Origin of the sequence: Hydrogenophaga sp., assembly GCF_026125825.1 — a bacterium.
In the GTDB taxonomy this organism is placed as follows: Bacteria; Pseudomonadota; Gammaproteobacteria; order Burkholderiales; family Burkholderiaceae_C; genus Hydrogenophaga.
The window spans coordinates 37,329-61,499 of the sequence record NZ_JAHCKK010000014.1; the positions used below are offsets into that span (position 1 = coordinate 37,329).

The window sequence follows — 24,171 nt, forward strand, 5'->3', positions numbered from 1 at the left end:
ATTCCTCATTAACTTTCATTGAACACGGAGCATATCGTGAGCAATAACAAAGGCCAGCTCTTGCAAGACCCTTTCCTGAACCAGCTTCGCAGGGAACATGTGCCTGTTTCGATCTATCTGGTCAACGGCATCAAATTGCAGGGTCAGATCGAGTCGTTCGACCAGTACGTCGTGCTGCTTCGCAACACGGTCACGCAAATGGTTTACAAGCACGCGATCTCCACCATCGTGCCGGGTCGCCCGGTGCAGTTCTCGGCCGTCGGCACGGACGAGCCGGCAGCCTCCTGATTCACCACCTGAATCACACCCGGCCCGTGCAGCCGATCTGCCGGGCCGGCAACGCCTCGCGCGTTGCTTCCCTACCGAATTGAATTCACCTACTTCCCTTTCATCTTCCACGCCCTCCGTCATTCTGGTTGGCGTGGACTTTGGTGTGCCTCATTTCGACGCCGGCCTCGAGGAGCTGGGCCTGTTGGCCCAGACGGCGGGTTACACCGTGGCCGAGCGGGTCAGCTGCAAGCGCCGCGCACCCGACCCTGCCTTGTTCGTGGGATCGGGCAAGGCCGACGAAATCAAGATGCTCGCGCAGTCCACCGGGGCGACCGAGGTGCTGTTTGATCAGGCACTCAGCCCTGCGCAGCAGCGCAATCTGGAGCGGCATCTGGGTCTGCCGGTCAACGACCGCACCCTGTTGATCCTGGAGATCTTTGCCCAGCGGGCGCGCAGCCACGAGGGCAAACTGCAGGTCGAGCTGGCTCGCCTGCAGTATCTTTCGACGCGGCTGGTGCGTCGCTGGTCGCACCTGGAGCGGCAAAGCGGGGGCATCGGCATGCGCGGGGGGCCTGGTGAAACGCAGATCGAGCTGGACCGCCGCATGATCGGCGAGGCCATCAAGCGAACGAAAGAGCGGCTTGAAAAAGTGAAGAAGCAGCGCTCCACCCAGCGCCGCCAGCGTGAGCGCCGCGATACCTTTTCCATCTCGCTCGTGGGCTACACCAATGCGGGCAAGTCCTCGCTGTTCAACGCCCTTGTGAAGGCGCGGGCCTACGCGGCCGACCAGCTCTTCGCCACGCTGGACACCACCACCCGCCAGCTCTATCTTGGCGAAGCCGGGCGCTCGGTCTCGCTCTCGGACACCGTGGGGTTCATCCGCGATCTGCCGCACGGGCTGGTCGATGCCTTCGCCGCCACGCTTCAGGAGGCCGCGGATGCCGACCTGCTGCTGCACGTCGTCGATGCCTCCAACCCGTCCCACCTCGAACAGATCGCCTCGGTGCTGGGCGTGCTCAAGGACATCGGCGCCGATCGTGTGCCCCAGATCCTGCTGTTCAACAAGCTCGACGCGATGGACCCCGCGAACGTGCCACACGTTTTAAGCGATGCCATGGAACTGGAAGGCCAGTCGGTCCCTCGAATCTTCGTCAGTGCGCACACTGGTGCGGGGATGCCCGAGTTGCGGGCCCTGCTGGCGGCGCAGTTGATCGCGCAAAAACCCGGGGCGAACCCCATGCTCCCCGGGGCGCTCCCGGAAATAGGCGAACCGGTGTCCTGATTGGGCACAATGTGATGGTTTTGAATCGAAAAAGAGTTGCCAACCCATGGATGTGAATCTGCAAACACCCGCCCGCGGCGCTGATCGAGCGACCCGCCCTGACCGCCGTCCTGGTTGGCGTGGGCTGTGGGGCATGTTCAATCTGAACGACCCCCGCTGGGGCCGGGGCGACGACGAACCGCGCAACGATGCTGGCCAGGAGCCGGGGCGGGACGACGATCGCAACCCACAGCGCCAGCCTCCGCGCGGGCAAGGTCCGAACCAGGGTCCGCCGGACCTGGACGAACTCTGGCGCGATTTCAATCGAAAGCTCGGTGGACTGCTCGGCAACAAGGGCCGCGGCGGTAACCAGGGCGGCGGCAACGGTTCTGGCGGCAACGGTGGCATGCAGGGCTTCAACCCCAATCCCAAGGCCACCGGCATCGGCTTTGGGCTCATCGCTGGCGTGGCCGTGCTCATCTGGATGGGCACGGGCTTTTTTATCGTGCAGGAAGGCCAGCAGGCCGTGATCACCCAGTTCGGCAAGTACCACAGCTCCGTGGGTGCCGGCTTCAACTGGCGCCTGCCGTACCCGATCCAGCGCCACGAGACCGTGTTCGTCACCCAGATCCGCTCGGTGGATGTGGGCCGTGACAACGTCGTGCCTGCCACGGGCCTGCGCGAGTCGGCCATGCTCACCGAAGACGAGAACATCGTGGAAATCAAGTTCGCCGTGCAGTACCGTCTGAACGACGCACGAGCTTTTCTGTTCGAGAGCCGGGACCCCGACGCGGCCGTCGTGAAGGTCGCCGAGACCGCGGTGCGCGAAGTGGTCGGCAAGATGAAGATGGATGCCGCGCTGGCCGAGGAGCGCGATCAGATCGCGCCGCGCGTGCGCACCCTGATGCAGAGCATCCTCGACCGCTACAAGGTCGGCATCGAGGTGGTCGGTATCAACCTGCAGCAGGGTGGGGTGCGTCCTCCTGAGCAGGTGCAGGCGTCGTTCGACGATGTGCTCAAAGCTGGCCAGGAGCGTGAACGCGCCAAGAACGAGGCCCAGGCCTACGCCAACGACGTGGTGCCGCGCGCCCGTGGTGCAGCCTCGCGGCTGACCGAAGAGGCAGAAGGCTACCGTGCTCGCATCGTGGCCCAGGCCGAGGGTGATTCGCAGCGGTTCCGTGCGGTGTTGACCGAGTACCAGAAGGCGCCTCAGGTGACCCGTGAGCGCATGTACACCGACGCCATGCAGGAGATCTACAGCAACGTCACCAAGGTGCTCGTGGATTCCAAGTCGGGCTCCAACTTGCTGTATCTCCCGCTGGACAAGATCATGCAGATGACAGGGCAACCCGCCGCCACGCCTAGCAGCGCACAGCCCAGCACCCCTGCGCCGAGCACGATCCCGGTGCCCACGAGCCGCAGCACGGACAACACAGCCCGTTCGCGCGAGCGCGAGAGCCGCTGAACGCCGCCAGCGACGAGAGAAGCAACATGAACAAACTCGGTTTCATCATCACATCTTTCATCGTGGTTCTGGCAATCGCCAGCTCCATGCTGTTCGTGGTGGACCAGCGCCAATTCGGCGTGGTCTTCCAATTGGGCCAAATCAAGCAGGTCGTCACCGAACCCGGCCTGAATTTCAAGCTCCCCCCGCCATTCCAGAACGTCTCCTACATCGACAAGCGCCTGCTCACGCTGGAAAGCACCGACACCGAGCCGACACTCACCGCTGAGAAGCAGCGCGTGGTGATCGACTGGTATGTGCGCTGGCGCATCAGCGAGCCTCAGGAGTACATCCGCAACGTCGGCGTCAACGAGCGCGCCGGTGCGCTGCAGCTCAACCGCGTGGTGCGCAACTCCTTCCAGCAGGAAGTCAACAAGCGCACGGTGAACGAACTGCTGTCGACCCGGCGCGAGCAGCTCATGGCCGACGTCAAGCGCGAAGTGCTGGCGGCCGTGCGCGGTGCCGACAAGCCCTGGGGCATGGACGTGGTCGACGTGCGCATCACACGCGTCGATTACGCTGAAAGCATCACCGCCTCGGTCTATCAACGCATGGAAGCCGAGCGCAAGCGCGTGGCCAACGAACTGCGCTCCACCGGCTTTGCCGAGGGCGAAAAAATCCGCGCCGATGCCGACCGCCAGCGGGAGGTGATCGTCTCCGAGGCTTACCGCGACGCGCAAGCGATCAAAGGTGCAGGCGATGCCAAGGCGGCGGCCTCGTTCTCCGAAGCCTTCGGCCGCGATCCGGCGTTCGCCCAGTTCTACCGCAGCCTGGAAGCGTACAAGTCAAGCTTCGCCAGCAAGTCCGATGTGCTGGTCGTCGATCCGTCGTCGGACTTCTTCAAAGGCATGCGCAGCAGCAACGTGGCGCCGGCCCGATGAGCCCTGTGCGCTGAAGGGCCCGGGGTCACGACATGTCCGACGCGATCTGGCCTGCGCTGGCCCTGGTGCTGATCTTCGAAGGGGTGCTTCCCCTGGTGGCGCCCAGGCTGTGGCGTCGCGTCTTCACCGACATGCTGAGCCTGCGCGATGGGCAATTGCGATTCTTCGGACTGATCTGCCTGGGCAGCGGCGTGCTGCTCTGGTGGTCGCTGTCCTGACGCCGCGCTTCTTTTCCAGCGCGGCCCCGCGCTGAACAATACCCGCCGGAGTAGCCTCCGGGGGGCCGGTAGAATCACGTTTTTAACAGCGCCTGAAAATATCCATGTCTGCCTGGGTCCTCCCGGATCACATTGCCGATGTCCTGCCTTCCGAGGCCCGTCACATCGAAGAACTTCGCAGGGGCTTGCTGGACACGGCCCGTGGCTACGGCTACGAGCTGGTCATGCCGCCGCTCCTGGAGCACCTGGAGTCCCTGCTCACCGGCACGGGCGAGGCACTTGGTCTTCAGACCTTCAAGCTGGTCGATCAGCTCTCTGGCCGCACCCTGGGTTTGCGCGCGGACAGCACGCCCCAGGTCGCCCGCATCGACGCCCACCTGCTCAACCGCCAGGGCGTGGCGCGACTGAGCTACTGTGGCCCCGTGGTGCACACGCGCATCGACCGGCCACTGGCCAGCCGTGAACCGCTGCAATTTGGCGCCGAGATCTACGGTCATGCCGGGCAGGAAGCGGACCTCGAGATCATCGAACTCGCGCAGGCCTGTCTGCGCAACGCAGGCGTAAAAGGCCTGCAGCTGGACATGGCGGATGTGCGTGTGATCGACGCTGTGCTCGCGCCGGTGTCGCTGACCGCCGCGCAAGAGGCGCGCATCCATGCTGCGCTCAACGCCAAGGACGTGGCCGAACTCGATGTGCTCGCACAAGAGCTGCCGGCCGCCGTGCGCCGCGATCTGACGGCGCTGCCTCGCCTGTTCGGCGGGGTGTCCGTGCTGGATGAGGCCCGGCGCATTCTGCAGCCCTCGCCAGCCCTGCACGCGGCGTTGGACAGCCTGCGCTGGCTGGCTTCGCACGCGCAGGGCATGGACGTGTCGATAGACCTGGCCGACCTCCGCGGTTACGCCTATTACACCGGCATGCGTTTCGCGCTGTTCGCCCATGCCCCCGAAGGCCGGGCGGGGCAGACGCTCGAACTGGCACGGGGCGGCCGTTACGACGAAGTCGGTGCCGTGTTCGGCCGAAACCGCCCGGCGGTGGGTTTCAGCCTGGACCTCAAGGAACTGGTGGCGGCGGTGGCGCCGCGTCCCCTGGTGGCGGCGATCCGCGCACCCTGGGGCATGGACGCCGGCCTGCGCCAGGCCATTGCCGAACTGCGTGCGCAAGGGCACACCGTGGTGTGTGCGTTGCCAGGCCACGACCACCAGGTCGACGAATTTCATTGCGACCGCGAACTCGTGCCTGATGCGGCCCGTCGCGGCGCCTGGACAGTTCAAACCCTTCAAACGGAAACCAGCAAATGACGAACAGCAGCAGCGCCGTGACCCCAGGGCGCAACGTGGTGGTGGTAGGCACCCAGTGGGGTGACGAAGGCAAGGGCAAGCTGGTGGACTGGTTGACCGAGACCGCCACGGGTGTGGTGCGCTTTCAGGGCGGCCACAACGCAGGCCACACGCTGGTGATCAACGGCGTGAAGACCGCCTTGCACCTGATCCCCAGCGGCATCATGCGCGCTGGCGTCAAGTGCTACATCGGCAACGGCGTGGTGCTCTCGGTGGGCAAGCTGTTCGAGGAAATCGCCGGCCTGGAGAAAGCCGGTGTGGAGGTGCGATCGCGCCTGCGCGTGAGCGAAGGCTGCCCGCTGATCCTGCCGTTCCATGCCGCGATCGACATCGCGCGTGAGGCTGCCAAGGTCAAGGCCGGGACCGAGAAGATCGGCACCACCGGCCGTGGCATTGGCCCGGCCTACGAGGACAAGATCGCGCGCCGTGCACTGCGCGTGCAGGACCTGAAGTACCCCGAGCGGTTTGCGGCCAAGCTGCGCGATCTGCTCGACCTGCACAACCACGTGCTCACCACCTACCTGCACTCGGCCGACATGGCCTGGGACGACAAGATCGCCCCCTACATGAAGGACGGCGCGATCCAGTTCGACGCCGTGTATGGCGAGGCCATGCAGCAGGCCGAGCTGCTCAAGCCCATGATCGCCGACGTCTCGCGCGAGCTCAATGAGGCGCACGGTGCCGGTGCGAACCTGCTGTTCGAAGGCGCGCAGGGCACGCTGCTTGACATCGATCACGGCACTTACCCCTTCGTGACCTCCAGCAACTGCGTGGCCGGCAACGCCGCCGCCGGTTCGGGCGTGGGTCCCGGCCTGCTGCACTATGTGCTGGGCATCACCAAGGCCTACTGCACCCGCGTGGGCGGCGGCCCGTTCCCCACCGAACTGGAATGGGAGAAGGAAGGCACACCCGGCTGGCACATGGCCACCGTGGGGGCCGAGAAGGGGGTGACCACGGGCCGCAGCCGCCGTTGTGGCTGGTTCGATGCCGCGCTGCTCAAGCGCTCGGCCCAGGTCAATGGTCTGTCGGGCCTGTGCATCACCAAGCTCGATGTGCTGGACGGGCTCAAGGAGCTCCAGTTGTGCACGGGCTACGAACTGGATGGCGAGGTCATCGACATCCTGCCGATGAGCGCGGAAGACATCGCGCGCTGCAAGCCCATCTACGAGACGCTGCCCGGATGGAGCGAGTCATCGGTGGGGGCAACGCGGTACGAAGACCTGCCGGTCAATGCCCAGCGCTACCTCACGCGCATCGCCGAGACCACCGGGGTGCCGATCCACATCGTCTCCACCAGCCCGGACCGCGATCACACCATCCTGCTGCACAACCCCTACCATGGGTGAAACCACCGGGGGCCGCGCGCGGCCCTTCGTGCAAAATTCCCCACGACATTCCCATCCGGAGCCCGCATGCTGACCGAAGACGGCAAACACCTCTACGTCTCCTACGACGAGTACCACAACCTGATCGAGAAGCTCGCGCTCAAGGTCTACCAGTCGGGCTGGGAGTTCGACACCATCCTGTGCCTGGCACGGGGTGGCATGCGGCCGGGAGACATCCTCTCCCGCATTTTCGACAAGCCGCTGGCCATCATGTCCACCAGTTCCTACCGCGCCGCCGCAGGCACGCAGCAGGGCAATCTGGACATTGCGCGCTACATCACCACGCCCAAGGGCGAGATCGCCGGCAGGGTGCTGCTGGTGGACGACCTGGCCGACTCGGGCCACACGCTCAAGGCGGTCATCGACCTGCTCAAGAACAACTACAAGCCGATCACCGAAATGCGCAGCGCCGTGATCTGGACCAAGCAGCTTTCGACCTTCACGGCCGACTACTCGGTGGAGTTCCTCCCCACGAACCCGTGGATCCATCAGCCCTTCGAAGGCTACGACAGCCTGCGTCCCGCGCAACTCCTGGAAAAGTGGAAGCTCTGACCTGAATGAGTGACGACCTGTCCACCCGCCTGATCCACCATCCCTACAAACCCCCCGAGGGCTTCGAGGGGGTGGCGCCAGGGGTGTACAAGGCATCCACCGTCTTCTTTCCCACCGTCGAGGCCCTGCGCTCCACCGACTGGAAAGACAAGAGCGGCTACACCTACGGCCTGCACGGCACGCCGACCACCTTCACCCTGGAAGAGCGCATCGCCACCATCGAAGGCGGCGCGCATTGCGTGCTTGCGCCCAGCGGGCTGGCAGCGGTGTCGCTGGTGGATATGGCGCTGCTGCGCCAGGGCGATGAGGTGCTGATTCCCGACAACGCCTACGGGCCGGGCAAGTCGTTCGCCGCGGTGGAACTCGCGGCCTGGGGCATTTCGCACCGCTACTTCGATGCCATGGACCCGGCCGACCTTGCGCGCAAGATCGGTCCGGCCACACGCCTGGTCTGGCTGGAGGCGCCGGGGTCGGTCACGCTGGAGTTTCCCGACCTGCCCGCCCTGGTGGCCCAGGTGCGCGATGCCAATGCCCGCCGCGGCGGTGGCCACCAGCGTCCCATCGTCACAGCGCTCGACAACACCTGGGGCGCGGGCATCGCGTTCGCGCCTTTTGATCTGGGCGTTGACATCTCGGTGCAGGCCCTCACCAAGTACCCCAGTGGCGGTGCGGACGTGCTCATGGGCTCGGTCGTCACGCGCGATCTGGCGCTGCACCGACAGGTGTTGCTCACCCACATGCGCCTGGGCCTGAATATCGGCGTGAACGACGCCGAGCTGGTGCTGCGCGGCCTCCCCAGCATGGCGCTGCGCTACCACGCCCAGGACGCGAGCACCCGCGAACTCGCCACCTGGATGCAGCATCAGGCCGGCGTCGTGCAGGTGCTGCATCCGGCGCTGCCAGGTTCGCCCGGCCACGCCACCTGGCAACGCGATGCGAGCGCCGCGGCCTGCCTGTTCAGCGCGGTGTTCGACGCCTCCATTTCCCAGGCACGCATCGACGCGTTCTGCGACAGCCTGCGCCTGTTCAAGCTGGGCTGGAGCTGGGCCGGCCCGGTCAGCCTGTGCGCCCCTTACGACATCGGCCCCAGCCGCAGCCAGGGCTGGCCCCATGCCGGCGGTCTGGTACGCTTTGCCGTGGGCCTGGAGTCCGTGCACGACCTTCGTGCCGACCTGGCTCAGGCTTTGACCGCATTGAAGCCTTGAGACCCTTATCCTTTTCCACTGACCTGAAAGACTGACTTGGCTACTCCCAATTACGGATACGAAAAGCGCCAGCGCGAGCTTGCCAAGAAAAAGAAGAAAGAGGAAAAGCTCAAAGCCAAGGCCGCGGGTCGCCAGCACCAGGACTCCGATGCACCCGAAGAGCCGGGTGCTGGATCGCCTGAGGCACCTGGTGACGCCCCGGCGGGCGGCGACAGCGCGGCCGACTGAGTCCGCTGGCTCCCGCGTCGGCCGGCGCTGTCGCGCTCAGGCCGGGTGGGTGGCTGTGGCCTCGTCGGCCATCAGCGACCGAGCCGCCTCCATCAAGGCGTCGGGGGACCGGTCCCTCAGCACCAGCGGCCGGGCCTGCGAGAACCGCGTGAAATTGCGCGCAATCGACTGGGCGTACATCGGGTCATAGTGTCCCGTGAGCAGTTCCAGCACCACCTCTGGCGTGTGGCCCGCACGCACTTTGCCCGTCCAGCCCGACACCACCTGCTTGCCCCGCAGTTCCGTGAGGGCCTCCAGCCGTTCGCAAAACGCCGCCGGGTCCTTCACGAAGAAGTCGTAATCTTCCAGCAGCAAGGCCACCCGCTCCTCGTCGCCCAACTGCAGATCGATGCACGGGCTGGCGCGCATGGCATCGATCAGCGCCTCGTTCACGCGAACATTGCCCACCTTCTTGCTCTCGCTCTCGACGTACACCACCCGGCCTGGGTCGAAACCACGCAGGGCTTGCCACACCAGGGAATCGAATCGCTTCTGGCTGGGCTGCGGTTGGCCGGGGATCTGGCCGAGCACCGAACTTCGGTGGCTGGCCAGGGCCTCGAGGTCGAGCACCTGGGCGCCCTGGGCGGCCAGGGCATGGAGCAGGCGCGTCTTGCCGCTGCCGGTCGGGCCGCAGACCACACGGTACGACAAGCCTTGGGCCAGAGCCGGCAACGCTTCCACCAGCGCGGCGCGCCAGGCCTTGTAGCCACCTTCGATCAGCGTCACGTGAAAGCCGATGGCGCCCAGGATGGTGGCCAGCGCGCCGCTTCGATTGCCCCCGCGCCAGCAGTAGGCCAGCGGCTTCCAGCCCTTGGGCTTGTCGATCACCTCGCGTTCGATGTGGGCCGCGATGTTGCGAGCCGACAGGGCCGCGCCGCGCTTCTTGGCCTCGAAGGGGTTGACCTGCTTGTACATCGTGCCGATGTCGATGCGCTGCTGGTTGTCCAGCGTCGGCCAATTCACCGCGCCCGGCACGTGATCGAGCGCGTACTCGTCTTCGGTGCGCGCGTCGATCAGGGTGTCGAACTCGTCGAGGCGGGCCATCGCCGCGGTGGCGCTCAGGATGTGGACAGGCATACCCGATTATCGGGTGGCGAGCAGTTTGCGCAGTTCGGGCCAGACGTTGTCGCGCATGGTGGCCTGGGCGGATTCGTTGGGGTGGATGCGGTCGGCCTGAAACATCGCGGTGGGGTCTTTCGTGTCGGCGACGCCCTTGAGGAAGAAGGGCACGAGCGCGGTCTTCTCCGCCTTGGCGACGCTGGTGAAGACCTCGCGGAATTCCTGACCGTACTTCGCACCGTAGTTGGGTGGCATCTCCATGCCCAGCAGCAGGACCTTCGCGCCTGCCTCACGCGAGAGTCGGGCCATGGTGGCGATGTTCTCGCGTGTCATGTTCAGTGGCAGGCCGCGCAAGGCGTCGTTGCCGCCCAGTTCGATCACCACCAGCGCGGGCTGGTGCTGCTTGAGCAGTGGAGTGATGCGCGAGCGCCCGCCCGACGTGGTGTCGCCGCTGATGCTGGCGTTGACCACCCGGGCGCGAACTTTTTCCCGTTTCAGACGCTCTTCCAGCAAGGCCACCCAGCCGGTGCCGCGCTTGAGGCCGTATTCGGCGCTGAGGGAATCCCCCACCACGAGGATCAGCGGATCGGCGGACGTGCTGGCCTGAGCATGGGTCAAGCCCGAAGACCCTGCGACGGCCAGGGCGCACAGCGCGCCGGCCAGCGCGTTAAAGTGACGGCGTTTCAACTTGAGAAGTCCTTCCATGTCCGATGTGATGATTGCGGTCCAGCATGTGTTCAAGTCCGTGACCGACTCCACCGGCTCCCTGACGATTCTGCGCGATATCGATTTCACTTTGAACAAGGGTGAAACCGCCGCCATCGTGGGCGCATCCGGGTCGGGCAAGAGCACCCTGCTGTCGATCGTTGCGGGGTTGGACACGCCCAGCAGCGGCACAGTTCACATCGACGGCGTCGATTTGTTCGCCATGAACGAGGATCAGCGTGCCGCGCTGCGCGCGCAGAAGGTGGGTTTCGTCTTCCAGAGCTTCCAGTTGCTGGGCAACCTCACCGCGCTGGAGAACGTGATGCTGCCGCTGGAGCTGGCTGGCCTGCGCGACGCGCGCGCCACCGCCACCCAGATGCTGCAGCGGGTGGGCCTGGGCGAGCGCCTCTCAAGCTACCCCAAGGTGCTCTCGGGCGGCGAACAGCAGCGTGTGGCGCTGGCGCGCGCCTTTGTGGTGCAGCCGTCGGTGTTGCTGGCCGACGAACCCACTGGCAGCCTGGATTTCGCCACCGGCGCCCGGATCATGGAACTCATGTTCGAGCTCAACCGCGAGCAGGGGACCACACTCGTGCTGGTGACGCACGACCGGGCCATTGCCCAACGCTGCGAACGCCGCATCACGATCGAGGCTGGCCAGGTGGCCGTCGAGGGCGAAGCGGCCTGAGGAAGCTCAGGCGGACGCCCTGCGCAGCCGCTGCCAGAGCGCAGCCACCTCGCCGTCCACCTGCGTGGCCCGGTAGCCCGGTTCGCCGAGTGTCTCCAGCAGGCGCGTCAGCAGCTCCACGCGGGGCAGGACCGGCCCGAAAAACAGCACCCGCTCACCTTGGCCGATCAGCACGGAAGGCAGGGTTTCCACATCGAGGTCGCCCAGCAGCTCGGCTTCGTCCTCGATGTCCAGCCAGCGCCAGCGCAACTGCGGGTGGGTGCTGGCGACCTCGTCCATCACCGGCTTCCAGTCGCGGCAGGTGCCGCACCACTGGGCGCACAGGCTCACGACATGGAGCGGTTCAGCGACCAAGCGGTCCCCTGAGCTGTTGCACGTCCAGGGCACTGACCGGTGGCGCCTGGTTGCCCCACTGGGTGCGCACATAGGTCAGCACGTCGGCCAGTTCCTGGTCGCTGAGCTGCAGCACGAACGGAGGCATGCCAAAGGGACGCGGGTGGCCTTCGGTCGCGGGGCCGAAGCCACCGTTGAGCACGATTTGCACCAGGTTGGCGGGCGACGCCATCGTCACCGCACGGTTGCCGGCCAGAGCGGGGTAGGCCGTCGAGCCCTGGCTGAGGATGCCTTCACCCTGCTTGCCGTGGCATTGGGCGCAATGCTGCTCGTACCGCTGGCCGCCCATGCTGAGCGCGCGGCTGTCGGCGGCGGGAGGCTTCTCGCCGCGCGATGCCGATGGCTTGGGCAACTGCTGGAGGTAAGTGGCCATGGCCCGAAGGTCGGCCGGTGCCCAATGCTGCGTGCTGTGCTGCACCACCTCGGCCATGGGGCCGGACACCAGCGCGTCCCGGGCGCGGCCGTCCTTGAACAGGGCGACGATCTCCTCGATGGACCAGTCCTGGACGCCGGCCTCCGCCGGGTCGAGCAGTGAGGGCGCGTACCAGCGCTGCATGGGGATCAGACCGCCGGAAAGGCCGAGCATGTCCCCCTGGCCGCCCAGGGCGTCGCGCGGCACGTGGCAGGCGCTGCAATGGCCCAGGCCATTGACGAGGTAGGCGCCGCGCAGCATCTCTGGCGCGCGCGCGGCCGAGGTGGGCGGTTCGTCCGCGCCGGCCTTGAAGTACAGGGTGCGCCAGGCCTTGAGCGCGAGCTGGGTGTTGTAGGGCCAGCGGATGTCGTGCGGAGGCACCTGCGCGTCCACCGGTGGCAGGCTGCGGAAATACGCGTAGAGCGCGTCGCTGTCCTCGCGGGTGACCTGGGTGGTGTTGTTGTAGGGGAAGGCCGGGTTGAGCCAGCGGCCATCGGGTCCCTGGCCGTGGTGCATGGCGCGCCAGAAGTCGTCGGCGGTCCAGGGGCCCAGGCCGCTGTCGCTGGGTGTGAGGTTGCTGCCGTACACGGTGCCGAATGGCGTTGGCAGGGCATAGCCGCCGGCGAAAGGCTCGCCACCGCGCGTGGTGTGACACGCCTGGCAATTGCCCACCACCGACAGGTAACGCCCACGCTCGATGGTGTGCGGGTCGCGCAGGTCGGTGGCCACGGCGGGTGGTGCGACGGCGATGGGCTGTGCGGGCCATGCGAGCCAGGCGACCACGGCCACGCCAACAAGCACACATGCGGCGAACGCTCGCAAGGCGATGCGGGGAAGGGGGGCGGCGCTCATGGACGGCCTCCCTTCGGTGGCATGGCGCTGCCGCATTGCAGGGGCAGAGGCGTCGCGCCTGGTGGCACGGCGTGGGTGTTCGCCGGCAGGCGCTGCGTGGAGAGCCAGGCGCTCACGGCCGCGATGTCGCGGATGTCCAGGCGCTGGGCGATATCGGCCATGCAATCGGGCGCATGGGCCTTGCGTTGGCCGGTGCGCCAGGCGCCGAGTTGTGCGTTGAGGTAGTCGCGTGGCAACCCCAGCAGGCCAGGGGTGGCCGGCTGCACGCCGGTGAGCGCCGCACCGTGGCAGGCGACGCAGGCTGGCAGGCGGCGAGCGGAGTCGCCGTGCAGGGCCAGCTGCTCACCGCGCTGCAGTTCCTGCGGCGTGGCGTCGGCCTTGGCTGGCGCGGGGTAGGGCACGTCCATGGCGGCGAAGTGCTCGGCGATTTCCAGCAGGTAGGCGTCGCTCAGCGGATCGACCATCTGCGTCATCAGGCGGTAGGTACGGCGGCCATCGCGGAAATGCAGCAGCTGGTTGTAGAGATAGCCGGCGGGTTTGCCCGCCAGGCGCGGGTAGTAGCCATCGGGCGCGGCGCGCCCCTGGTTGCCGTGGCAGGCGGTGCAGGCCAGCATGCGCTGGGCCATGGTGTCCTCGAAGGTCGGCGGCTGCGCGGCGGCCGGCGCCAGCACGCAGGCCAGCGCAAGCAGCAGGGAGGGGCGCCAGCGCGGGCGCAGGGTTGAACGCGAAAACAGGGTCATGTCGTGGGGAACGTTGGAGGTGAGAGCGTGGGCAGGGCGGTTCGGTTCCAGTCGGTCGGGCAGGGCAGGCCGGCGGCCAGCGCGGCCGCCACTGGGCCCAGGCGCTGGGGCAGGTCCGGGCCGCACAGCCATTCGTCCTCGCGAAAAAAGACGTGCTCGAGCCGCAGCGTGGCGGCGTGGGCATTCGCAGGCCAGTGTGCCCCAGTATCGGGGAGAACCGACAGGCCATCTTCCTCGCTGCGCAGCAGCACCCAGTGGTCCACCGGGCCATTCAGGCGCACCGGCGCGACCAGGGAGAAGCCCGCCCATTGCAGGTTGGGCACCGGTTGAAGTTCGCCGCGCAGCAACCAGCCCCGGCCGGTGTCGTGCGCGTACAGCGCATCGAACGAAGGCGACACGGTGGCGGCGCGCTCGCCCGAGAGGAAGTCGGCCAGCCAGTGGTCGCGCAGGGCGATGTTGGGGGTTTGGAGCAAGGCTTCGATGGCCAGCCGCTGGGCCCAGAGCACCCCAGCCGCCGCCCGGTCGTGCCGCGCCAGCTCGGCCGCCCCGGCCGCCAGCGCGTCCAACCCTTCGCCCGAACCACCGAGGTGGATGGGCACGCCGCAGCGCAGCAGGCCGCTGTCCACCACCTCGCGCAGCGCGTCGGGGCCGGGTTGGGTCGGTGGCTTCACGGATTGCTGAGACATGCCGCCATCGTGGCCCAGGACCGTCTGATGTGCAAGATTCAGATTTATTGAAAAAACGCCGGATCAGATGGACTGGCTGATCCGTTCTGATCCGCTTGCATTGCAGCCCATCTGAGCCGTGGCAGATGCGGTGTGCCGCGCGATACTGGCCCGATGATGTCTCGCCTTCCTGAACTTCGTGGGCCGCGTGCCACCCGCCTGGCCGGCTGGTTGGCTGCCGCTGGGCTGCTGGTGGGCCTGCAGTGGCTGGGCGATGCCCTGGTGGCTTTCCTCGACTGGCCCTTGCCCGGTTCGTTGCTGGGCTTGCTTTTGTTGCTGGGCCTGCTGGCGCTTCGCGGCGGCGTGCCGCGCGGCTTGGACGATGTGAGCGCGCCGCTGCTGCGCCACCTCATGCTGTTCCTGATCCCCTCGGTGGCCGCCGTGGGGCTGTACAGCCATCTGCTGGTGGAGCACGCGGCGCTCTTTGTGTTGGCGGCCACCCTGGTGACGGCGCTCACGATCGCCGTGACGGGATGGACATTGCACCGGCTGATGCGCCGTCGGCTGCCGTGAGCGCGGCGTTCGTCTGGACGCTGCTGACCCTGGCGGCCTACACGGCGGCGCTGGGCCTGTACCGGCGCAGCGGCCATCATCTGCTGTGCCTGCCAGTGCTCACCGGCACGGGCCTGGTGCTGGGCGCGCTGGCACTGGCGGGCGCGGGCTACCCCGTCTATGCCGAGGGCACGCGCTTGCTGCGCTGGCTGACCGGGCCGGCCATCATCGCGCTGGCCGTGCCGCTGTACCGGCAGGCTGCGCTGCTGCGGCGCCTGGCGCTTCCCTTGGTGGGCGCCTTGCTCGCGGGCTGCCTGGCCTCGGTGCTCGGCACGCTGCTGCTGGCCTGGAGCCTGGCATCGCCGATGTCTTTCGCACTGTCGATCGCCCCCAAAGCCGCGACCATGCCGATCGCCATGCAGGCGGCGGAGCGCGCGGGCGGCCTGCCCTCGGTCGCGGCCCTGGCCGTGGTGGCCACCGGTGTCATGGGCACGCTGCTCGCCCGGCCGGTGCTGGGACTGATGAGGCTGGATGATGCGAGCACGCGCAGCTTTGCGCTGGGCCTGGTCGCACACGCCATTGGCACCGCGCGCACCCTGCAGACGCAGCCCGGCAGCGTGGCCTTCGCGGCGCTTGCCATGGGTTTGAACGGCGTGGGCACTGCGCTGGTGATCGCCTTGCTGGCCCGCTGGTTGTGAGAGGCCCGTCGATGGGGTCGCTAAGATCGGCCGACCCCCTTGCACACGCCGATCCCATGAGTGGCGCCCGCCTCACCCGCTACCAGCAACTGGCCGAAGAAATCGCCGATGGCATCCGCGCCGGACTGCTGCGCCCGGGCGAGCGCCTGCCGTCGGTGCGCCAGACCTGCGAGCAGCGTGGCGTGAGCCCCTCCACCGTGTTCCAGGCCTACGGGCAGCTGGAGTCGCAGGGGCTGGTGGAAGCGCGGGCCCGTTCCGGCTTCTTCGTGCGCGCCACGCGCCGCCCCGCGCGCTCCGCGCCCCAGGCCGCGCGGCCCAGCGGTGAAGCCACCCCGGTCGCCATCAGCGAACTGGTGTTTGAATTGCTGGGCTCCACGCGCGACGCCGACGTGGTACCGCTGGGTTCGGCCTTTCCGGCACCGCATCTGTTTCCTTTCGATGCGCTGGCGCGCAGCGGCGCGCGCGCCATGCGCCGGTTGCCAGCGGCCCGCATCACCGGCGCGCTGACCGCTGGCGACATCGGCCTGCGCCAGGCGGTGCGCCGGCGGTACGCGCTGCACGGCGTGCCGCTGGCAGAGGACGAGCTGGTCATCACCAATGGCGCCATGGAGGCGCTCAACCTCTGCCTGCAGGCGGTGACCCAGCCCGGCGACGTGGTGGTGGTGGAGTCACCCACCTTCTACGCCGCGCTGCAGGCGCTGGAGCGCCTGCATCTCAAGGCGGTGGAGGTCGCCACCGATCCCCGCGAAGGCGTGGACCTGGACGCCCTGGCCGCGCTGCTGGAGCGTCAGTCGGTGGCGGCCTGCTGGTTCATGCCCAGCTTTCAGAATCCGCTGGGCGCGCTCATGCCGCCCGAACGCAAGCAGGCCCTGGTGGCCCTGCTGGCACGCCATCGCGTGCCGCTGATCGAAGACGACGTGTACGGCGAATTGCACGCTGGCGCGCGACGGCCGCCACCGGCCAAAGCCTTTGACCGCGAAGGCGGCGTGCTGCACTGCGCGTCGTTTTCCAAGTGCCTGGCGCCGGGTTATCGCGTGGGCTGGGCCGCCGCTGGCCGCTACGCCGGGGCCGTGGAGCGCCTGAAGATGTCGAGCTCGCTGGCCACGGCCATCCCGCCTCAGCTTGCGCTGGTGGACTACCTCGCACAAGGCGGCTATGACCGCCACCTGCGCCGCCTGCGCGAGGCGCTCGCGGGCCAGCAGCGGCACGCGCTGCGCCTGGTGGAGCGCCACTTTCCCCCTGGCACGCGCGTCACACGCCCGCTGGGCGGCTACTTCCTCTGGCTGGAGCTGCCGCCCACGGTGGACGCCCTGGCGCTGCACCACCTTGCGCGCGCGCGCAGCATCAGCACCGCGCCGGGCGTGCTGTTCTCGGCCGACCGGCGTTTCACGCACCACCTCAGGCTCAACGTCGGCCACCCTGGCGATCCGCGCTTCGATGCGGCGCTGCGCCTGCTGGGTGAGCTGGCGCACGCCGCCTGAGGTCGGCCTGCGTCGATAATCGCCGGATGTCTTCCCCCAAAGTGCTGTTCGGCTTTCACGCCGTGGGTGTGCGCCTGAAAACCGCGCCGCAATCCATCATCGAGATCTACTACGAGCCGACCCGGCGCGACGCGCGCATGCGCCAGTTCCTGGACAAGGCGCGCGAGGCCAACGCCCGGCTGATCGAGGCCGATGGCCTGCGCATCGCCAAGCTCGCCGGCAGCCATGGCCACCAGGGCGTGGCCGCGCGCGTGGAGGCCGTGGCCCAGGTGCGTTCGCTCGACGACCTGCTCGAGCAGCTCGAACCCACCGGCATCCCGCCGCTGCTGCTGGTGCTCGACGGCATTACCGACCCGCACAACCTCGGCGCGTGCCTGCGCGTGGCCGACGGGGCCGGCGCCCATGCCGTGATCGCACCCAAGGACCATGCCGCCGGCATCAACGCCACCGTGGCCAAGGTGGCCAGCGGCGCGGCCGAGACCATGCCGTACTTCATGGTCACCAACCTGGCGCGCACGCTGGGTGAACTTAAAGAGCGCAACATCTGGGTCATCGGCACCAGCGACGATGCACCCAAGACGCTCTACCAGGTCGACCTCAAGGGCCCGGTGGCGCTGGTGCTGGGCGCCGAGGGCGCAGGGATGCGCCAGCTCACGCGCAAGACCTGCGACGAGCTGGTGAGCATTCCCATGGCCGGTGCGGTCGAGAGCCTGAACGTCTCGGTCGCCAGTGGCGTGTGTCTCTACGAAGCCCTGCGCCAGCGCAGTTGAGCACCATGCAGGAGACGGTGCGCGGCTGGATCCGGGACGCGCGCCACATCGCCGTGCTCACCGGCGCGGGCATGAGCGCCGAATCCGGTGTGCCCACCTTCCGCGATGCGCAGACCGGCTTGTGGGCGCATTTCGATCCGCAGGAGCTCGCGACCGAATCGGCCTTCCGGGCTCACGCCCAGCGCGTCTGGGACTGGTACGCCCACCGCCGCGAGATGATCCGCGCCGTCCTGCCCAACGCGGGGCACACGGCGCTCGCGGCCTTCGCGCGAAAACATCCCGGGCGCCTGACCCTGATCACCCAGAACGTGGACGGCCTGCACCAGCGCGCCGGTAACCCAGATGCCCTGGCGCTGCACGGCAACATCGCCGAGGATCGCTGGCTCGATGCGCCCCGTGCCTGCTGCCGTCTTGAAACCATCGAAGCAGGGCATCCGCCGCGCTGCGCGGTGTGTGGCAACCTGCGCCGCCCGGCGGTGGTCTGGTTCGGCGAGAACCTGCCCGCCGAAGCGCTCGAAGCCGCTGAACACGCGGCGCGCCACTGCGACCTGATGCTGGTGGTGGGCACCTCCGGCGAGGTCTATCCGGCGGCGGGCCTGGCTTTCACGGCCCACCAGGGCGGTGCACGCGTGGTCATCGTCAACCCCGAGCCGACCCCGCTGGACGTGGTGGCCGAGACCTGTCTCAGAGAGACGGCGGCGGTGTGCCTGCCGGCCTTGCTGGCCTGAGTGCCGATCCTTCATCCCACCCATCACGCATGCAAGTCATTCCCTGCACCGAAGCGCAACTCGATGTGGTCTCGGCGCTCTTCAACGACTATCGGATCTTCTACGGACAACCCAGCGACCTGCCAGGCTGCCGGGCCTTTATCCAGCAGAACCTCCGGCAGAAGCGGGCCCGGATTTTTCTGCTGCTGGATGACCAGGGCCAGGCGGTCGCGTTCTCACAGCTCTACCCGGCCGTCTGCTCGATCAGCATGCGGCCGTACTACTATCTGTCCGACCTGTACACCCAGCCATCGAGCCGCAAGAGCGGTTGCGCGCGGTACTTGATGAACCACATCACCGCGCATTTCACGGCGGAAGGGGCGCAACGCCTCACCCTCGATACCGCGGCGACCAACCGGATCGCGCAAGGTCTGTACGAGTCGCTGGGCTACGAGCGTGAAGAGGTGTACGTCACGTACCACCAGGTGCTCCAGGCGCCTGCCTGATCCGCCCGCGGGCTTTCGCGGTGTCTCGCGACCGGTCACAATGAGCGACCGCCGATTTCATGGAGACGACGCCCATGGCCCATACCGTCCTCGACACATGGCACGACCTCGTGCGAACCCGCCATGCCAGCGGCCTGCGCGATCTGCTGGCCGATGAGGTGGTGTTTCATTCGCCGGTCGTGCACACACCGCAGACCGGCAAGGCGGTGACGACGCAGTACCTCGCGGCGGCGTTCCAGGTCTTCTTCAACGCCTCGTTCCGCTATGTGCGCGAGGTGGTGGGGCCACGAGACGCGGTGCTGGAGTTCCAGGTCGAGATCGACGGCGTCACCGTCAACGGGGTTGACATGATCCGCTGGAACGAAGAAGGCCGCATCACCGATTTCAAGGTGATGATCCGCCCGCTCAAGGCCATCAACCTCATCCACCAGAAGATGGGCGCGATGCTGCAGGCCCAGCAGCAATAGGTCAGACCAGGCCCAGCGCCCCCAGCAGGCCGCCGGCGCCGATCATCCACAGCAGGTGCATCTTCGTGCGCCACACCAGCACGGTGGTGGCGGCGGTGAGCAGCCACAGCGGCCAGTCGCGCGCCGGGTGTTCGTGCGAGCCGGTGAGCAACCAGCCGGTGGCGATCAGCAGTGCGATCACGATCGGCGCCATGCCGGTCTTGAAGGCGCGCACCGCGCGCAGTTCGCGGTTCTGGTGCGCCCAGCGCGTGGCGGTGTAGGTCAGCACCGAGGAGGGCAGCAGGATGGCCACCATCGTGACCAGCACGCCGAACAGGGCCAGGACCCAGGCCACCCATCCGGCCGAAGGGCCACCGCCCGCGTTGAGGCCCACGTTCCAGCCCAGCACGGCGACGAACAGCACATTGGGGCCGGGCGCGGCCTGCGAGATCGCGATGGACGAGGTGAACTGCGCCTCGCTGAGCCAGCCGTTCTGGAGCACGAGGTAGCGGTGCATGTCGGGCGCGGTGGTGATCGCGCCGCCCACCGCCAGCAGCGAGAGCGAGGCGAAGTGGGTGAAGAGGTCGAGCCAGTTGGCGGGGGTCGGCAGCATCATGCGTTCAGCCCTGCGCTTTCTTGTGCCGGTCGGCGTCGACGTTGCCCAAGACCCGGTAGGCCCAGAGGCAGGCGCTCCCGCCGATGCCCAGCAGCACCCACAGCAGCGGCCAGCGCAGCAGGCCGATGGCGATGAAGGTGAGCACGGCCAGGAAGACACACACGCCCCTGCCCATGGCGTTCTTGTCGAGCGCGGCGATGAGTTTGATGCCGGTGGCCGCGATCAGGCCCGCCGCCACGGCGCCCATGCCGCGCAGCGCGTTCTGGGCCACGGCGCTGTCGGCCACGCTGCCGTAGAGCGCGGCCAGCAGCAGCACCAGCACCATGGGCGCGGTCAGCATGCCGGCCAGCGCCGCCAGCGCGCCCGGCAGGCCGAAGTAGCGCCCGCCGATCATCATGGAGAGGTTGACAACGTTGGGGCCCGGCATGACTTGCGCGACGGCCCAGTCCTCCAGGAATTGCTCGCGGCTCATCCAGCGCTTTTTCTCCACCAGCTCACGCTGCACCACCGCCAGCACGCCGCCAAAGCCCTGCAGGGCCAGCCAGGTGAAGGAGACGAAAAGGTCGGTTTTCGACCGTGGGTGCTGGAGAGGGAGGGCTTCGGGGGCGGTCTGGGGAGGCGGCGGCATGCCAGGATTATCGGGCTGCGGTAGAAGGGGCCAGTGGGTCCGCGTTCTCAACATGCGTGTAGACCGCGTACACCTCCTCGCAAGGCTTGCCTGGGATGCGCGCGAGCACGCCTTGTTGTGTGAAGCGCGGCCGGTGCGGCGCGATGGCCTGCATGGCCTCGTCCAAAAGGTCGAGGCCTTCAATCTGGCGGCATCGGGCCGACATGGCTTGCGGAGTTGCAGGGCGGCCTCACAGCGTCAGCTCCCAGGTCTCGCCGACCAGGTGCTTGCCGTAGCTGTGGTGCGCCTCGCTGTGCACCAGCGCGAAGCCGCGCCGGGCGTAGATGGCGCGTGCGGCGCTCAGAATGCTGTTGGTCCATAGAACCATCTTGCGGTAGCCCTTGGCGCGTGCGAAGGCCAGGCATTCGTCGGTGAGCCGGCCGCCCAGGCCCAGGCCGCGTGCAGCGGGGCTGAGGATGAGCAGGCGCAGCTGCGCCTCGGTTTCGCTCTTGCGCACCACAAAGACCGAACCCGCGCGCTCGCCGTCGACCTCGGCGATCCAGCCGCGTTCCCAGGCGGGGTCGTGCCGGCGGATCATGCCTGCAGCGATCTCGGCGACCAGGGCCTCGAACTCGCTGTTCCAGCCGTACTCGTGGGCGTAGATCTCGCCGTGCAGCTGCACCACCCAGCCCATGTCGCCGGGGCGCACATCGCGCAGCACGGCGGTTCGTGAGGCTGGGGCGCTGCAGGGGTCGAGCAGGCGCTGGGCGCGCGCGAGCGCAGCCACCAGCGCCTGGCGCTGATCGGACGCCAATGGCGAGAGCAAATGGGCGGCTTCCTCGCGCGATCGTTGCTGCAGGGGCTCGAAAGCGGTGCGGCCTTCGGCGGTCAGGCTCAGCGCGTGTTGCCGCGCGTCTTGGGGCAGTGGGGTGCGTGTGATCCAGCCGGCGTGGGTGAAGCGGCGCACGATGCGGCTGAGGTAGCCGGCGTCGAGCACCAGGCGTCGCCCGAGCTCGCTGGCGGTGCAGGGTGCGTGGTGGGCGAGCTCGTAGAGCACGCGCACCTCCGTGAGCGAGAACGCGCTGCCCAGGTACGGGTCGAGCAGGCCGGTGCGCTGGGTGTAGAAGCGGTTGAACGCGCGCAAGGCGCGCACCTGGGCGGGGTCAACGGGGGCGGTCGCGGTGTCGGCCATGCACCGCATTGTGGGTCAGTTATTTGACTTTGGCAACCAAATGAATGACTGAGGCAAGCTTACCCGGTTTGAAGCATCTCCCGGACGCGTTCCCGGGTGAGTGGCTTGGTGACGAAGCCCTGGATCACCGGCATGCCGCTGGCGCGCAGGCGGTCCTGCGGTGCGTCCGAGGAGGTGAGCATCATCACCAGCGTGGTGGGTTTGTCCTGGAGCAGCGGCTGGGCGTGGCGCGCGAACTCGAAGCCGTCCATCTGAGGCATGTTGATGTCCAGGAACAGGCAGGTGGGCACGGCCAGCGGGTCGCTGCGCAGGAACGCCAGGGCCTCGGCGCCGCTTTCAAACACCCGCACCTCGCCGGTGAAGCCGGCGCGCCGGATCATGATCTCGTGGTAGACGTTGTCGGCCTCGTTGTCGTCGACCAGGATGAATCGTTGGGGAATGGTCATGAGGCGCCTCGGGACGGCGTGCCGTGCGGCACCGGAAGATGCAGGGTGAAGCGGCTGCCTTCACCCGGTACCGATTGCACCGAGAGGTGGCCGCCATGCAGCGCGGCGATGCGCCGGCAGATCGGCAGGCCCAGGCCGGAGCCGGCGTGCGTCTTGCGGGGGTGCAGGCGCTTGAACATGTCGAAGATGCTGGCCTGGTGCTCCGGAGCGATGCCCAGGCCGTTGTCGTGCACGTGGATCTGGTCGAAGCCTTGCTCGCGCGTGGCGCTGATCCGCACACGCGGCGCCACGCCAGGCCGCGCGAACACCAGGCCGTTGGCCACGAGGTTTTGCAGCGCGATGCGCAGCAGTGAGGGATCGGCCTGCACCGTGGGCAGCGGATCGCATTGCAGCTCGCCCTGGGTCTTGACCAGCGCGTCGCCCAGTTCGCCGCCCACCTCGCCGACCAGGGCGGCCAGGTCCACCGGCCCGCTGTCGAGCGAGTGGCGGTCCAGGCGCACGAACTTCAGCAGGCTGTCGAGCAGGCAAGCCATGTGTTGGCCGCCCGCGCGCACGAAGCCGAGGTACCTGCGCGCGTCGGGCGAGAGCTCGTCTAGGTGGTCGGCCTCCAGCAGCGAGGTGAAGTTGTTGATGGCGTTGATGGGTTCGCGCAAGTCGTGCGAGAGGATGTGGATGAAGCGCTCCTGCTCCAGTGTCTTCTTCTCGAGCTGGACGATGGTCTCGCCGAGCTGGCGTTCCTTGTTCTTGAGTTCCTGGATGTCGCGCCCGCGCATGACGACGCCGCTGACTTTTCCATCCGCGCCGCGCACGGGCAGCAGGGCGATCTCCATGTGGCGAGGGCCAGCGACCTTGAAATGCGAGACCCGCTGGTAGATGACGGTTTCGCCGGCCATGGCGCGCGCCATCTTGGAGCCGACCATGTTGTTGTAGGTCGCCTCGCCCAGGCGGTCCTTGACGGCCATGCCGATGACTTCGCCGCGCGTGGCGCCGATGTAGTTCAGGTAGGTCTGGTTGACGTGGCGGTAGACGCCGTCGGCGTCGATGTAGGCTTGCAGGTCCAGGCCGGCGGCGGCCATGGCCGTGAGTTCTTCGTGCGCCTGCTGGGCCTCGTTGGCGCAGCGCCGGGCCTCGATCTGGCGCGCCCGCTCGTGTTCGAGCAGGGTGGCCACCAGGGCCGAGAGGCGGCTCAGGGCGTCGAGTTGCACCGAATGCAGCGTGCGCGCCATCTGGTCGATGACGCACACCGTGCCCAGCGCGAAACCGTCGCTGGTGACGATAGGCGCACCCGCGTAGAAGCGCACGTTGGTGGGGCCTGTGACCAGCGGATTGCACTGAAAGCGCATGTCCTGGCTCATGTCCTCGACCACCATGACGTGGTCCGGATCGAGGATGGCGTGCGAGCAGAACGCCACTTCGCGCGGGGTTTCGCTCACGTCCACGCCGACGCGGGACTTGAACCACTGGCGGTCGCGGTCGATGAGCGTGATCAGCGCCACCGGCGTGCCGCAGATGACCTGGGCGAGCGCGGAGATGTCGTCAAACGCCTTCTGGGGCAGGGTGTCGAGCACCCCGAGGCCCCTCAACCGGGCCAGGCGTTGTTCCTCGTTGGAGGGAAGGGGAGCAGTCTGCATGCGGGCCGGAACGGAACGGGACGAAGCGAGGCCCCGATGATTGCATACCGTACGGGGTATGTGGCGTGCGCAGACGCATCCCGCGGCCGTACCCGGGCGTACGGCACGCGATTCCGTCACGTTCCCTG

29 protein-coding genes are annotated in these 24,171 nt (G+C 67.6%); 18 read left to right on the forward strand and 11 right to left on the reverse strand.

Annotated features, from left to right (window positions below; genetic code table 11):
- Positions 1-18 precede the first annotated feature (18 nt).
- The 10 genes from hfq (at position 19) to KIT86_RS07635 (ending at position 8,841) form a co-directional block, all read left to right on the forward strand.
- Positions 19-288, forward strand: coding sequence for an RNA chaperone Hfq (hfq, locus tag KIT86_RS07590; protein WP_084360358.1), 270 nt, complete (start codon positions 19-21; stop codon positions 286-288).
- Positions 289-409: 121 nt separating this feature from the next.
- The gene (gene hflX / locus KIT86_RS07595; protein ID WP_297396987.1) at positions 410-1,552 is read left to right on the forward strand and encodes a GTPase HflX; all 1,143 of its coding nucleotides are present in this window, start codon (positions 410-412) and stop codon (positions 1,550-1,552) included.
- Between the two features lie 133 nt (positions 1,553-1,685).
- Positions 1,686-2,996 (forward strand): FtsH protease activity modulator HflK, encoded by a 1,311-nt coding sequence (hflK, locus tag KIT86_RS07600; protein WP_297396902.1) that lies wholly within the window; start codon positions 1,686-1,688, stop codon positions 2,994-2,996.
- 26 nt (positions 2,997-3,022) lie between these two features.
- Entirely contained in the window at positions 3,023-3,916 is an 894-nt protein-coding gene (gene hflC, locus KIT86_RS07605; RefSeq protein ID WP_297396906.1) for a protease modulator HflC, read from the forward strand.
- Positions 3,917-3,948: 32 nt separating this feature from the next.
- Positions 3,949-4,134 (forward strand): DUF2065 family protein, encoded by a 186-nt coding sequence (locus KIT86_RS07610; RefSeq protein ID WP_297396908.1) that lies wholly within the window; start codon positions 3,949-3,951, stop codon positions 4,132-4,134.
- 104 nt (positions 4,135-4,238) lie between these two features.
- Positions 4,239-5,432, forward strand: a complete 1,194-nt coding sequence (locus KIT86_RS07615; protein WP_297396911.1) for an ATP phosphoribosyltransferase regulatory subunit — start codon at positions 4,239-4,241, stop codon at positions 5,430-5,432.
- The gene (locus KIT86_RS07620) at positions 5,429-6,817 is read left to right on the forward strand and encodes an adenylosuccinate synthase (protein WP_297396913.1); all 1,389 of its coding nucleotides are present in this window, start codon (positions 5,429-5,431) and stop codon (positions 6,815-6,817) included. Before KIT86_RS07615 ends, KIT86_RS07620 begins: the two co-directional genes overlap by 4 nt.
- 66 nt (positions 6,818-6,883) lie before the next feature.
- Positions 6,884-7,408, forward strand: coding sequence for a phosphoribosyltransferase (locus KIT86_RS07625; RefSeq protein WP_297396916.1), 525 nt, complete (start codon positions 6,884-6,886; stop codon positions 7,406-7,408).
- A gap of 5 nt (positions 7,409-7,413) precedes the next feature.
- Positions 7,414-8,613, forward strand: coding sequence for a PLP-dependent transferase (locus KIT86_RS07630; RefSeq protein WP_297396919.1), 1,200 nt, complete (start codon positions 7,414-7,416; stop codon positions 8,611-8,613).
- A 36-nt stretch (positions 8,614-8,649) separates the two neighbouring features.
- Positions 8,650-8,841 carry a hypothetical protein gene (locus KIT86_RS07635; RefSeq protein ID WP_297396922.1) on the forward strand — a complete coding sequence of 64 codons (192 nt, stop codon included), beginning with the start codon at positions 8,650-8,652 and terminating at the stop codon, positions 8,839-8,841.
- Between the two features lie 36 nt (positions 8,842-8,877).
- Here the strand turns inward: KIT86_RS07635 and mnmH are convergent, their stop codons facing one another.
- Both mnmH and KIT86_RS07645 read right to left on the reverse strand, forming a co-directional pair.
- Positions 8,878-9,957, reverse strand: a complete 1,080-nt coding sequence (mnmH, locus tag KIT86_RS07640) for a tRNA 2-selenouridine(34) synthase MnmH (RefSeq protein WP_297396924.1) — start codon at positions 9,955-9,957, stop codon at positions 8,878-8,880.
- A 6-nt stretch (positions 9,958-9,963) separates the two neighbouring features.
- Complete coding sequence (locus KIT86_RS07645) at positions 9,964-10,626, reverse strand: arylesterase (RefSeq protein ID WP_297396926.1); 663 nt, start codon at positions 10,624-10,626, stop codon at positions 9,964-9,966.
- A 16-nt stretch (positions 10,627-10,642) separates the two neighbouring features.
- On the opposite strand from KIT86_RS07645, the gene KIT86_RS07650 reads away from it, so the two are divergent.
- Complete coding sequence (locus KIT86_RS07650; protein ID WP_297396929.1) at positions 10,643-11,329, forward strand: ABC transporter ATP-binding protein; 687 nt, start codon at positions 10,643-10,645, stop codon at positions 11,327-11,329.
- Positions 11,330-11,335: 6 nt separating this feature from the next.
- Here the strand turns inward: KIT86_RS07650 and KIT86_RS07655 are convergent, their stop codons facing one another.
- The 4 genes from KIT86_RS07655 to KIT86_RS07670 are packed head-to-tail and all read right to left on the reverse strand — an operon-like array spanning position 11,336 to position 14,412.
- Positions 11,336-11,683 (reverse strand): thioredoxin family protein, encoded by a 348-nt coding sequence (locus KIT86_RS07655; protein ID WP_297396931.1) that lies wholly within the window; start codon positions 11,681-11,683, stop codon positions 11,336-11,338.
- The gene (locus tag KIT86_RS07660) at positions 11,673-12,986 is read right to left on the reverse strand and encodes a cytochrome c (protein ID WP_297396934.1); all 1,314 of its coding nucleotides are present in this window, start codon (positions 12,984-12,986) and stop codon (positions 11,673-11,675) included. The genes KIT86_RS07655 and KIT86_RS07660 overlap by 11 nt, the downstream gene beginning before the upstream one ends.
- Positions 12,983-13,726 (reverse strand): c-type cytochrome, encoded by a 744-nt coding sequence (locus tag KIT86_RS07665; protein WP_297396936.1) that lies wholly within the window; start codon positions 13,724-13,726, stop codon positions 12,983-12,985. The genes KIT86_RS07660 and KIT86_RS07665 overlap by 4 nt, the downstream gene beginning before the upstream one ends.
- Positions 13,723-14,412, reverse strand: a complete 690-nt coding sequence (locus KIT86_RS07670) for an acyl-CoA dehydrogenase family protein (RefSeq protein ID WP_297396939.1) — start codon at positions 14,410-14,412, stop codon at positions 13,723-13,725. The genes KIT86_RS07665 and KIT86_RS07670 overlap by 4 nt, the downstream gene beginning before the upstream one ends.
- A 156-nt stretch (positions 14,413-14,568) precedes the next feature.
- Between KIT86_RS07670 and KIT86_RS07675 the strand changes: the two genes are divergently transcribed.
- The 7 genes from KIT86_RS07675 to KIT86_RS07705 all read left to right on the forward strand — a co-directional run bounded on the left by KIT86_RS07675 (position 14,569) and on the right by KIT86_RS07705 (position 19,572).
- Complete coding sequence (locus KIT86_RS07675; protein ID WP_297396942.1) at positions 14,569-14,964, forward strand: CidA/LrgA family protein; 396 nt, start codon at positions 14,569-14,571, stop codon at positions 14,962-14,964.
- Positions 14,925-15,641 carry an LrgB family protein gene (locus tag KIT86_RS07680; protein ID WP_297396945.1) on the forward strand — a complete coding sequence of 239 codons (717 nt, stop codon included), beginning with the start codon at positions 14,925-14,927 and terminating at the stop codon, positions 15,639-15,641. Before KIT86_RS07675 ends, KIT86_RS07680 begins: the two co-directional genes overlap by 40 nt.
- A 56-nt stretch (positions 15,642-15,697) precedes the next feature.
- Positions 15,698-17,122, forward strand: a complete 1,425-nt coding sequence (locus KIT86_RS07685) for a PLP-dependent aminotransferase family protein (protein WP_297396947.1) — start codon at positions 15,698-15,700, stop codon at positions 17,120-17,122.
- A gap of 26 nt (positions 17,123-17,148) precedes the next feature.
- Positions 17,149-17,892: a 23S rRNA (guanosine(2251)-2'-O)-methyltransferase RlmB gene (gene rlmB / locus KIT86_RS07690; RefSeq protein WP_291113339.1), complete on the forward strand. Its 744-nt coding sequence runs from the start codon at positions 17,149-17,151 to the stop codon at positions 17,890-17,892.
- 5 nt (positions 17,893-17,897) lie between these two features.
- A complete protein-coding gene (locus tag KIT86_RS07695) occupies positions 17,898-18,620 on the forward strand; it encodes an NAD-dependent deacylase (protein ID WP_297396989.1) in 723 nt (240 codons plus the stop codon).
- Between the two features lie 29 nt (positions 18,621-18,649).
- A complete protein-coding gene (locus KIT86_RS07700) occupies positions 18,650-19,105 on the forward strand; it encodes an N-acetyltransferase (RefSeq protein WP_297396950.1) in 456 nt (151 codons plus the stop codon).
- Between the two features lie 74 nt (positions 19,106-19,179).
- Positions 19,180-19,572 carry a nuclear transport factor 2 family protein gene (locus KIT86_RS07705; protein ID WP_297396954.1) on the forward strand — a complete coding sequence of 131 codons (393 nt, stop codon included), beginning with the start codon at positions 19,180-19,182 and terminating at the stop codon, positions 19,570-19,572.
- A 1-nt stretch (position 19,573) separates the two neighbouring features.
- Here the strand turns inward: KIT86_RS07705 and KIT86_RS07710 are convergent, their stop codons facing one another.
- From KIT86_RS07710 to KIT86_RS07730, 5 genes are all read right to left on the reverse strand, one after another.
- Complete coding sequence (locus KIT86_RS07710; protein ID WP_297396956.1) at positions 19,574-20,167, reverse strand: chromate transporter; 594 nt, start codon at positions 20,165-20,167, stop codon at positions 19,574-19,576.
- A 4-nt stretch (positions 20,168-20,171) separates the two neighbouring features.
- A complete protein-coding gene (locus KIT86_RS07715; RefSeq protein WP_297396958.1) occupies positions 20,172-20,795 on the reverse strand; it encodes a chromate transporter in 624 nt (207 codons plus the stop codon).
- Between the two features lie 229 nt (positions 20,796-21,024).
- Positions 21,025-21,966, reverse strand: coding sequence for a helix-turn-helix domain-containing GNAT family N-acetyltransferase (locus tag KIT86_RS07720; protein ID WP_297396960.1), 942 nt, complete (start codon positions 21,964-21,966; stop codon positions 21,025-21,027).
- Between the two features lie 59 nt (positions 21,967-22,025).
- Positions 22,026-22,412: a response regulator gene (locus KIT86_RS07725; protein ID WP_297396963.1), complete on the reverse strand. Its 387-nt coding sequence runs from the start codon at positions 22,410-22,412 to the stop codon at positions 22,026-22,028.
- Positions 22,409-24,043: an ATP-binding protein gene (locus tag KIT86_RS07730; RefSeq protein WP_297396967.1), complete on the reverse strand. Its 1,635-nt coding sequence runs from the start codon at positions 24,041-24,043 to the stop codon at positions 22,409-22,411. Before KIT86_RS07730 ends, KIT86_RS07725 begins: the two co-directional genes overlap by 4 nt.
- Positions 24,044-24,171: the final 128 nt, after the last annotated feature.